Genomic DNA, 11,535 nt, shown 5'->3' with positions numbered 1-11,535 from the left:
TAATGAAAAAGATACTGATTATAGAAGACGAGTTTATTATTGCTGATCGCATCAAAGAGCTCCTGGAAAATAACAGGCTTGGCAGCTGCACCGTTAAAGATACTTATAAAGAAAGCATGGAATGGATCAGGAAAGAGCTGCCGGATTTGATTTTGCTGGATATCCGTTTGTTTGAGGATAAAGACGCCGGCATCCGCATTGCGCATTATGTACAGGATCATTACAGCATCCCGTTTATATTCCTTAGCGGTTATTCGGACGACATCACTTTAAAACAAGCCCGCTTGTACAGGCCGGCCACTTTTATTACCAAACCTGTTATAGAAAAGCAATTGCTGGCGGCTATTAAAATGGCATTACCCGAAGCAGATGCTCCAAAAATCAAAACGGTTTTTTTAAAGGGCAGGTACTTTGAAAACATGGCCTATGAACATTTGGTAAGAACATCTTTTTCAGCGTATGATTTTGTAAGTAAAGAGATCCGGTTAAGCGATATTACTATTATACAGTCTTTTAATCACGTGAGGCGCAATACCCTTTTATTCAAGTTTAAGGAGCCGGATACTTTTTTTGTTATTGGCAGTACTATTGAAAAGATACAGGAGATTTTGCCGGCCTGTTTTGAGCAGGTACACCAGTCTTTTATCATTAACACATGCTATATTTCTGCAAAGCGGGAGGGGCGCTATATAACAGTAGGAAATGAGAACGTACCTGTAGGCCCGGCGTTTAGGAAATAGGGGAGAGAAGTGAGTAGTCAGGAAGTCAGGAAGTCGGAAAGTCCGGAAGTCGGAGGTCCGAGGTCGGAATTTCGGATTTCAGATTTCAAATTTGGGATTTCGTATTTGAGGTTTGGGATTCCATATTTAGGGCTTGCTGTTTGACTGCCACGAATGCACAAATGTGCCGTTGGCACAAGGTTTCGTGTAATTCGCTATTATAGCCTGCGTTATTATTCTGCATGCACATTTTCAATATAAGTGCAAAATCCTTGCAGCAAAAATCCTGCGATTCGTAGTCAAAGCGAAAAAAGTATTCACTTCGAATTAGCACATGCATTTTTACAAAATATTCGTGCATTCGTGGCTGTATCTAATGTTTTGCGGAATGCTCTGTGAGCATTCGGTTTAACCAGCAGGCCCTATTTAGCATTTCGTATTTGAAATTTCAGCCTTTTGCTTTCACTCACCACTCACCATTCACTACTCACTATTGACTACTTACGAATGAACGTTACGGCATAAACCAGGCTGCTTTATTTTTTATCCTGAAAATGGATTGTTTATCCTGTTTTATTGTTTTCAATAATAAGTTTTTAGAAGTTTGGCTTGAACAGTATGAAAGTAGCTGTTTATGATTTTTATTAGCTGCTGATAGTATTTCAAAACAAACGGGGTAGCCGAAAACTGGATATTAAAAAGAGTAGGCGAAAAATTACTTGGGAAATGAGAAAAATAATACAAAAGTCGATTTTTATCACGATAGCTGTTCTTGCTTTAAATGTTGTAAAGGGACAGTTGGTCTTTGATCATTATCGGTCTTATATGGATGCAAATAACGAGTTTGAGATGAGTTATTTTGTAAAGTCAAAGCGAATATATATCAATGCTTACAGTCGCAATACCGAGGCTTACCCGGCCGGAATTACCAATAGTGTAAAGGAGTTGACTGAATTTTATGAAGGATTTAAAAAAGCAAAGGATAAATACATCGAGTGGAAAAAGATTGCGGAAGCCCAAGATGTGGGAGAAATGGAAAAGGACCTTCCATTCTCTTATAAAACAGAAGTGTATTTTACTTTAAATGGAAAGGTTATTACGTCCAAGGTTTTGTGTAAATACCGGTTTTTTGTTGTAACAAATAATGGCGTAAAGAACTACATGCTTATGTTTAATTCTGGGGGTATAAAACATTATCGTTTTACAGATAAGAATGGTGTTGTTACTGATCGATGGATACCCGATAATCCAACTGGATTTGCTGCTGTTACTGCCGTTGCCAATATGGTTAGCAATAAATCTGAAGTTATTGAGCAATTTGATGGTATATACATTGCCTTTAATAACGAATCGGAAATAGACGATTTTTTGGAAAAAATTACTCCGGAAAAACTCAAAGAAGTCGAAAAGATAAAAGGTAATATTGACGAGCAGGAAAGGGTTAAAAAGGAAAAAGAAAAATTGTTTAAATAATTTATAAATAAAACGACAGGCAATGGTAAAGCATATTTTACTTTCACTAACAGTTTGTTTTCTTGTACAGGTTTTGATGGCACAAAAGCCCATAACCAATGATGATGTTTTATCAATGAGAAATGCGAAGTTCTCTGATAAAAATATTATATCTACTATGGCAACAGGGAAGTGTGATTTTGATTTAACAACCGATGGATTGATTGCATTAAAGAGTCAGAAGCTAAGCGAAAAGATTATTAAATCTATGTTTATTGTGTCTCCGCCTAGGAAAGATTTTATTACTAACGATGAAATAGTAAAACTGGCAACAGCAAGAGTATCCGATGATCTCATTAATATTAAGATCAGGTCTACACCTCACCAATTTGATATTTCACCTTCTGCCTTGATTAAATTGAAGAATGCAAAGGTGCCTAAAAGCGTTGTAAATACTATGACTGTAACTCCCGAAAGTGAATAGACCAGATGTAATATGAAAACAACGGCAATTATATTTTTTATTATTATAGTATCGTTTAGTACAAGTTATGGCCAACAGGGTTGTTTTAGGGCAGAGCAAATTAATACAGTAATCTCTTACCTGACCAGAAACCAAATAAAGGATGTTTATTACTGGCAGTCATGCTATGGAGCTAATGCTTCCAAAACTAAATTGAGTATCAATAGTTATTCTACCGAAAGTTGCGGTAACAATTTATATGCGCTGAGAATAGCGGGAACAATGAATGGACAATCTGTAGCGGGCAGAATTAATGCAAATGATTTGTATATACCAAATGGGCGTTTTGCAATAAGCATTGGTACGTTGATGGGTGTTCAAACATCACCATGTGTTCCCCATATTGATTTGGAAGGTCTTCAGAGTCAGGCTAATGTACAAAATCAACAGAGTGCGCAGCCGGCGATTGATAGTAGGGCTCAACAACAAGAGCAACAAAGGCAGGAACAGTTGAGGCAACAGCAATTGGAGCAACAAAAGCAGGAACAGTTAAGGCAGCAGCAAAGGCAGGAGCAGTTGAGGCAACAGCAATTGGCACAGCAAAGACAGGAGCAATTGAGGCAACAACAATTGGAGCAACAAAAGCAGGAACAGTTAAGGCAACAGCAATTGACGCAGCAAAGGCAGGAGCAGTTGAGGCAACAACAATTGGAGCAACAAAGGCAGGAGCAGTTTAAACTGCAACAAATAATAACGTTTTTGAATAATAACAATATAAGAGAAATTTTAATAGCTCATTGTTATAATGGTAAAGTTGTAAGAGGTGATTACTATTTAAATTGTGTTTTCAAAAGTGAGGGTGGAAAAGTTAAATTAGTTTATGCTACTCAAAATAATCCTATATCAGGGAATCGTGCAGTTTTGCCTAATGAACTTGATATGTCGAGAACATTTATAAAAGTAAATAATCGGGCAAAATGTTTGGGCTTGATTATGGGATATAGTGTTAGCCCGTGTGCGGATAATTTTTATTGGAATGAAAATGATGATCCTGAGGTAAAGCGAATAAATCAGATCAACGAATCTTTAAAACAGAAAAGTGCCAATGATTACCAACAGCAACAACTTCGTGATCAACAAATACAACAACAAAGTTTAGCGCAACAGAGAACAAACAGTAACTCCAGTTCCGTAAGTACAAATGATTTTGATACTAGGAGTTTGATTCCCTATACGGGAAAAATAAGTAAAGTTGCTCCTGGTAAATTTATCATGAGTATAGGAATGGGTTTCTTTTCAAGCAACTACGATATTCTTATTAATGAGCAAACGCTTGTTCAAGACCCTGTAAGTAGAACTCAACGTTTGGCAATTAATGTTCAACTGGTTAATGGCTCAGACGTTCAAGTATATGGATATAAAGCTAAAAATGATAATAAAAAAATATTGGCGAAAAATATAATAATTAAATCTGTTTCGGGCTCTCTACCAAGATAGTTTCATCTGCAAGTATTGAAAATTTTTCTATTTAATAACGATGAATATTAAAAAAACTGATGATCAAAAAGCAGAGTTGTAATAATCCTGACGACTAAAACAAATAAATGAAAAAAAGAATCTTTTTAGTATTGGTAATTGTATTGCCAGCTGTCACTCTTTTTGCCCAAAAATACGATGATATAAAAAATGCGCTTATATTGGGTAAAGCAGATGAGGCAAATTTTTTTTTTGATAAAAGCGTAACCAACTCCATTTTTTTTACAAAGCCGGAAGGGTATCTAATAAAAGCGGCCTTATTTGCAAGGCTAGCGGCAGATAGTTCTAAAGTAGAAGATAAAGTTAATAACATGGCCGAAGCTGCTGCAGCATTTGAAAAATACAGGGAAGTGGATCCTGAAACAAAATTGTTGGAGGAGAATCAAGCGTATAAAAATACACCGTACAATATATATGCGTCTTATTATAATGCGGGTATCGCTGATATTAATAATAAAAAGTATGATTTGGCATATGAAGAGTTTAAGCATACTGTATATTATTCCGATTTTCTTATTTCAAAAAAAATATTGAATAAACAAATGGATACAGCGGCGATTTATTATGCGGGGCTATTGGCAGAAAATACAAGCCATCTGGATGAAGCTATGGGATATTATATCCGCCTTTCCGATGCAAATATAAAAGAGTATCAAGGTGCCTCCTACGCAGCCGTTTATCAGGGCTTGGTAAGATATTATGCAGGTAAAAGAGACAAAGCCAATTTCGAAAAATACAGAATATTGGGAAGAGTGCTATATCCCCACATTGATTTCTTCACTTATAAAATTTCAGATTTTTGGGCCAGTAAGTGAGCTTATAAGGGGGTAGGTAGAAATAGTTGCAATTAAGGGTAATTGGGGAAATAGACAAAGTTTGACATAAAACTTATACATTATTTAAACTAAAAGTATCCATCAATAATAAAAACTAAGGTTAAAAACATCTTTTCTTTTGAAGGGCGGCTTCGCAGAACAGAATACTGGCTCACAGGTTTTTTGTGCAATGCAAACGGGCAGCCGAAAACCAGATATTAAAAAGAGTAGGTGAAAAAATAATTAGATATGAGGAACCAACACGATTTTCTTAGAAAAAGTACGATCCTGGTATTGTTGATTTTTGGAGTGCTGTTTTCAGGCTATTCTCAAAATCATAAAATTACAATCAGTCCCAATAATTATGTGGCATCGCTGGAGATGACAACCGAAAATTACGATTATCTTATTGCGAATAATGCTACGGTTTTATGGGATAGCCTAAAAAATTTTTCAAAAGATATCTATACAAAATTTAATGATGATTTTGATTTTGTCATTTATTTATTTAATGCCAGTAACGATGACCTGAGAGCACAATTTGGGTTTTATGGACAAACGTCGCTTGTGTCAAACTCAGTGCAGGGCATTGGGCTTGGCGCTTTTGACAATACCGTTGCTTACGGATCGTCGGGGAGGCTTAAAAGCGCTATTGTTTTAACCAGGAATACCAATATTCTGAATGGCCCTACCCTGCATGAAATTTGTCATACATGGGCTAATTATGGTATCCCTTCAAAGTGGTGGGACGGAAGCCAGGAAATTCCCTATTACGCACATTGGGGATTTACAGGCGGTTCTACCAAAGGCCAGTTAGGAGGTTTTCAGCAAAATACTTTGCAAACAAATATTGACGGAAACCCCAATAAATATAGCGTTTCCAGCTTTGGAGGGTTTGCGAATGGTGGTAACAGTGTCCCCTATAATCAGCTGGAGCTTTATTTAATGGGTATGGTTCCCATTACAAACGTTCCCAACTTTGATGTATTTAGTGGTATAACACAGGCAGGTGTTGCCGGCTCTAATATTACATTTACCGCAGCAACACGAACCACTTACGATAATGCAAAACTGGAGCAGGTATTAGGAGGGCCACGCATCCCTTCCAGCTCCTCATCCCAAAAGAATTTCAGAACATTATTTGTTGTAATTACCCCCTCACCCTTAACAGAGGCCGATTGGTCTTTTTTAGATTATCATTCACAAAAATTTGGTACCCCGGGAGATGATGGTTTGCCTGCTTATTATAACTTTTGGGAGGCAACCAATGGAATTGGTACCATGCAGACAGGTGATTTGTTAAGCTCAGTTTTACCTGTCAGGTTTGGTAAAATTGAAGCAAAAATACAGAACGGTAAGCTACGTGTTAACTGGCAAACTATGGAAGAAAGCAATAATGATCATTTTATTGTAGAAGCTTCTAAAGATGGGGTGCATTTTTACCCTGGTGAAACGGTAGCAACCAAAGCAGTTGATGGTAATTCAGATACTGCTTTATATTATTCCATAGAAAAAGATATTTACGGTTTGCAATTAGGAAATCCGGTCATTGCAGTTGTTATAGTCGTTTTCGGGATGTTGTTTTCAATTTTAATGAGGAGCAAAAAGAGCAGGAGCATATTATGGTATATACCAGTATTGTTTTTATCAGTTTTATTTTTTACACAGTGCAGCCGTGCATATAATGATGTTGATGTAGACGGAAACGGTAAATTATTTGTGCGGATTATGCAGGTAGATAAAGATGGTACAAAGCATTATTCTAAAGTGATCAGGGTGGTGCAACAATAAGAAGCCTTGCCTGAGTTCTGTTGTCGCAGGGATCTATGCCTAATGCTTATATCTGCTACCGGGACTTTTGAAAAGGCATTTTCGGTTTCATATGCATTTTTTTCAGCTTTATAAATGCTGCTGCTGATTGAATGAACGTGTTGCTTTAAATTGCCACCAGCAAAATGAAACAGGTGCTTATAAGAGGTATAATTAACAATCAGCTAAAGCTGCCGTTCGTGAATTTTTGTTTTTAAAAGAGCTGGTACTGATAACTCATAAAAATTTATAGTAAGACGGGGAATCAAAAAGCCGGTAAGAGCAGGCGGAAGATCTTTAAATATGAAATATTTCCCCGTTTCCTAATATGCCGATAGTATATCCTTATTAACGAAAAAAAAGATTTATGAGAAAAATTCACACAATGCTTTTTGAGGCAAACCGCACCACCGCTATGTTTGCTTTATTACTGTTGTCTGTTTCAATAATTTCTTCCTGCAGCAAAAAAGACAAGAAGGAGGAAATGAGCAGCAGCGGTATTATAGGCACCTGGTACTTTAATGGGTCGATAGCGTATTTTCAACCTAATGGCAGTACTGAACAATTGAATTATAAAACAGAGGAACCCAATCCGGCCAAAACTATTCAATTTAAAAGTGACGGTACGTTCATATATAAATTTGAGACAGGGGCTCCGGAACCGGGCCAGTATACGCTTACCGGCAATAACCTGTATATGAAATATAACAATGCGGAAATGGGAGAAGGGAATGTAACCATTTTGCAGTTAGATAAAATTCTTGTTTATGAGTACAGAGAGAGGTACAGAGAGGCCGATACTCCGAATGGTTCAACCGGGTCCGGAGCCAGGGTTTATAAAGCTACTTATAAGAAGAAATAATGTACACAGTAAATGCTTCCTGATATGACGCACAACCCGGCAAGAATGTAGTTGTTGATGTTACCGATGGAAAAATTGAGATTGAATTTTCGGATATAACCGGTGTGGGAGTATGGAGATCATCAGGTACGCTTGTAGAAGATTGATGATTTTATAAAAAATTTTAGTAAACGCAGTGGTGCATTTTTAAATGAGTGCCATCTGTTTGAAAATAGTCTCAAAATCATTAAGAAAAACTAAAATTCAAAAACAATAAAAATGAATAGACTGACATTGCTTTTGATTTCATGTATTTTTTTTGTTTTTAGCTGCAAGAAAGATAAAGATACACCTGCTTCAACCCCACCCACAGAACCACCTGCAAAAGAAACAAAATATACTATTACCAGCGATGGCGGTATAATTGACGATAAAGCAACCGGGGTAATAATTGAAATACCTAAGAACGCTGTAGATCAAAATGTAAACTTTACTATTACTAAAAATATTCCAGTAAGTGCAAATTTAGATTTTATTGGAGGGAATAGTTATCCTCCTGTTGGAGATATTTTAAAAATAGACATGGAAGGCAGAGAGGGATTAGATTCATGTGCAATAGTTACCATACCATATAATTCTAACAGTATTTCAAATTTAGACGCATTAGGCATTGCATATTATTCTGATGCTCTGAAAAAATGGATCCCAGCCGATGTTTTAAAAATAGAAACAAATAGTCATAAAATAAAATTTTATACTACTCATTTTTCAGATTGGGCTCTTTTTGATACTAAATTAGACGGTAATCTGTTGAGCTCCATCAATACCAGATTTTCGCCAGCGATTGATGGCTTCTCAATTATTAATAACTTCCCTTCTCCCTATAATAAGGCATCATCTACTGGCAGCAATACAATTGGCAATTGCGTAGGTTTTTCTGCTTTATCAATTTTGTACTTTCTTTATAAGAAAGATGCCACGGGAATGGGACTTTATAAATATTCTTATAGAGGAAGGGATCCCAATATATACTCTCCAGCATTAATTAATAATAACTATGATGCCATATATAAAGGTGTCAACAAGACTTCAAAGCATCTGAATACATATTTAGATGCCTTTTGGAGTTCCTTAATTAAGAAAGACTTTTTTGATTATACATCGATCAACAGTATAAACTCGGCCAAGAATATTTACAATGCCTTGAATACTTTGAAGCAGCCTGTCTTTCTGGCCATTGCTGATGAGAATAGGACGAATAAACACGCTGTAGTTGTTTATAAATATGATAAGGATTTAAAGACATTTTATTATTATGATCCTAATATACCTGACATAGAAAAAAAATTTACTCATAATTTAGATGGTTCAATAAATACCTTCTCGTATGCCGATCGTGACTTAAATGCAAAGTATTTGAATGTTTCAACTTCGTTAGGAGGAGGACTGACGATTGAGTATGCAGATAATATTTTCAACACTTATTTTATTCTTCCAACGAATTTAACTTCTGAAGTTTCAACTACTTCCGTCAATGGTATAACTAGTAATACTGCAACAAGTGGAGGAACCGTATCTTACGACGGGGGCAGCCCTGTAACCGCCCGCGGCGTTTGCTGGAATATTTCCCCAAACCCTACCATAGCCAACGGTAAAACCATTGATGGAACCGGCACCGGCCTTTTTGAAAGTAGTATCAACGGCTTAACACCCAATACAAAGTACTATGTAAGAGCTTATGCTACCAATGCTAATGGAACAGCGTATGGAGAGGAAGTAAATTTTACAACCCTTGGGGCACCTGTACCGAAACTGGTTACAAAAGCTATAAGCGATATTGATGCTACAAGCGCTGTTAGTGGGGGTACCATCCTGGCAGAGGTTGGCGTTCCTACGGCTACCGCCCGTGGCGTTTGCTGGAGCACTTCTCCAAATCCTACCATAGCCAACAGTAAAACCTCAGATGGAACAGGACCCGGTTCGTTTACCAGTAATATAACCGGGTTAACTCCTGATACAAAGTACTACGTAAGGGCTTATGCTACTAATGCCAACGGTACAGGGTATGGAAGTGAGCGTATTTTTACAACAGAAAAAAAAGACCTGGCGCTGTCCAAAACTTCAATATCTGTACTTAGCGGTAAAAGCGAATTTATCACCATAACCTCCGGTAGCGGGAAGTATGGGGTAAAAAGCAGTAATACCAATATAGCCACGGCCTCTGTTTCTGGCAACAGCATTACCATAACGGGTAAAAATGAAGGCAGTGCCACCATATCTGTTCACGATTCTTTGCTGGTGCAAACCAAAACCATTGCTGTTACAGTTACTCCATTTACTATTGTGCCTTTAAGCGTTTCTAAAGATGCTGTTGGAGTAAATGTGGGGCAGTCTGAAACGATATCCATTATACAGGGCAGCGGTGATTATACTTTAATTCCAGGTAATGCAAATATCACCAATGTGTGGCAACTGAATGCCACTACCATAAAGATTACAGGGATATCGGCTGGCAACACCAGCTTTATTATTAAGGACGATAAAAGCGGGCAGCAGGTAACTGTTTCTGTTACGGTTGCTGCCATGGCCGAAATGGTAATTACACCGGAAAGTATTGCGCTGAACGCGGGCGAAAGCAAACAGGCTACCATAACAAACGGTATGGGGCCTTATACATTTATAATTGCCAATACCGCAATTGCTTCTGTTACACAATCAGGGAGTATATTAACCATCAAAGGCCTGACCGCCGGGCAAACCACTATCTCGGTAAGAGATTTTGGAACCGGTCAGTCGAAAGTGATAAATGTGACGGTGAGTGGGGGTAGTAGTGGTATAAAATGGGAAATGGTTGAAGGAAGCGATCATCATAGTTTAGGCATCAAATCGGATGGCAGCTTATGGGGATGGGGGGAGAGCTATTTTATCGGTAACAGTGCTGCTGGCGGAATTGATCCTTTTCCAGTCAGAGTAGGTACAGCAAGCGACTGGAAACAAGTTGTAACAGGTCCTCAGTATAGTTTAGGCATAAGGTCAGATGGCAGTCTTTGGGCTTGGGGGACTAATAATTTTGGAGAATTGGGTGACGGCACCAATACAAGCAGAAATGTTCCTATGAGAATCGGTACAGCAAACGATTGGAAACAGGTAGTAGCAGGTTATTATCATAGTCTTGGTATCAAGTCGGATGGCAGCCTTTGGGCTTGGGGGGATAATAGTTATGGAGAATTGGGTGACGGCACGAATACAAATAGAAATGTTCCTGTGAGAGTAGGTACAGCAAGCGACTGGAAACAAGTTGTAGCAGGTTATTATCATAGTTTAGGCATAAGGTCAGATGGCAGCCTTTGGGCTTGGGGATTTAATTTAACTGGAACGCTCCACGATGGCTCTGATCCTGGTACCAAAAGCAGCAATATTCCTGTGCGAATTAGTACAGTAACCGACTGGAAGCAAGTCGCAGCAGGCCTTAGTCACAACTTAGGCATTAAGTCAGATGGAAGTCTTTGGGCCTGGGGGTATAATAGCTATGGAGAATTGGGTGACGGCACGAATACAAATAGAAACGTTCCTGTGAGAGTAGGCACAGCAAGCGATTGGAAACAAGTTGTAGGAGGTAATCAGTATAGTTTAGGTATCAAATCAGATGGCAGCCTTTGGGGATGGGGGTTTAATGCTTATGGACAGTTGGGTGACGGTACGGCCACACATAGAAATATTCCTGTAAGGATTGGTACAGCAAGCGACTGGAAACAAGTTGTAGGATGTTATCAACATAGTTTAAGCATCAAATCGGATGGCAGCCTTTGGGGATGGGGGTGGAGCGCATTTTTAGGAATAGGCCATAATAAGTACAGCGATTTCTTCAGTCAGTTAGTACCGTTAAAAATTAGTGATTAA

Annotated in this window: 8 protein-coding genes; all 8 read left to right on the top strand. The window is 38.0% G+C overall.

The window, feature by feature from the left end:
• Window positions 1-2 precede the first annotated feature (2 nt).
• The 8 genes from ACYVBM_RS18220 (at window position 3) to ACYVBM_RS18185 (ending at window position 11,535) form a co-directional block, all read left to right on the top strand.
• Window positions 3-740, top strand: a complete 738-nt coding sequence (locus ACYVBM_RS18220; protein ID WP_460687131.1) for a response regulator transcription factor — start codon at window positions 3-5, stop codon at window positions 738-740.
• Between the two features lie 705 nt (window positions 741-1,445).
• Window positions 1,446-2,192, top strand: a complete 747-nt coding sequence (locus tag ACYVBM_RS18215) for a hypothetical protein (RefSeq protein ID WP_460687130.1) — start codon at window positions 1,446-1,448, stop codon at window positions 2,190-2,192.
• A gap of 22 nt (window positions 2,193-2,214) precedes the next feature.
• Window positions 2,215-2,655 carry a hypothetical protein gene (locus ACYVBM_RS18210; protein ID WP_460687129.1) on the top strand — a complete coding sequence of 147 codons (441 nt, stop codon included), beginning with the start codon at window positions 2,215-2,217 and terminating at the stop codon, window positions 2,653-2,655.
• A gap of 12 nt (window positions 2,656-2,667) precedes the next feature.
• Entirely contained in the window at window positions 2,668-4,131 is a 1,464-nt protein-coding gene (locus tag ACYVBM_RS18205) for a hypothetical protein (RefSeq protein WP_460687128.1), read from the top strand.
• A gap of 107 nt (window positions 4,132-4,238) precedes the next feature.
• Window positions 4,239-4,985: a hypothetical protein gene (locus ACYVBM_RS18200; protein ID WP_460687127.1), complete on the top strand. Its 747-nt coding sequence runs from the start codon at window positions 4,239-4,241 to the stop codon at window positions 4,983-4,985.
• 249 nt (window positions 4,986-5,234) lie between these two features.
• Window positions 5,235-6,776 carry a hypothetical protein gene (locus tag ACYVBM_RS18195; protein WP_460687126.1) on the top strand — a complete coding sequence of 514 codons (1,542 nt, stop codon included), beginning with the start codon at window positions 5,235-5,237 and terminating at the stop codon, window positions 6,774-6,776.
• 385 nt (window positions 6,777-7,161) lie between these two features.
• Entirely contained in the window at window positions 7,162-7,656 is a 495-nt protein-coding gene (locus ACYVBM_RS18190; RefSeq protein ID WP_460687125.1) for a lipocalin family protein, read from the top strand.
• A gap of 258 nt (window positions 7,657-7,914) precedes the next feature.
• Entirely contained in the window at window positions 7,915-11,535 is a 3,621-nt protein-coding gene (locus ACYVBM_RS18185; protein WP_460687124.1) for a hypothetical protein, read from the top strand.

It is taken from the genome of Niabella aquatica, from assembly GCF_054779315.1.
The sequence above is the reverse complement of the archived record's forward strand: the minus strand, read 5'-3'. Positions and strand labels throughout refer to the sequence as shown.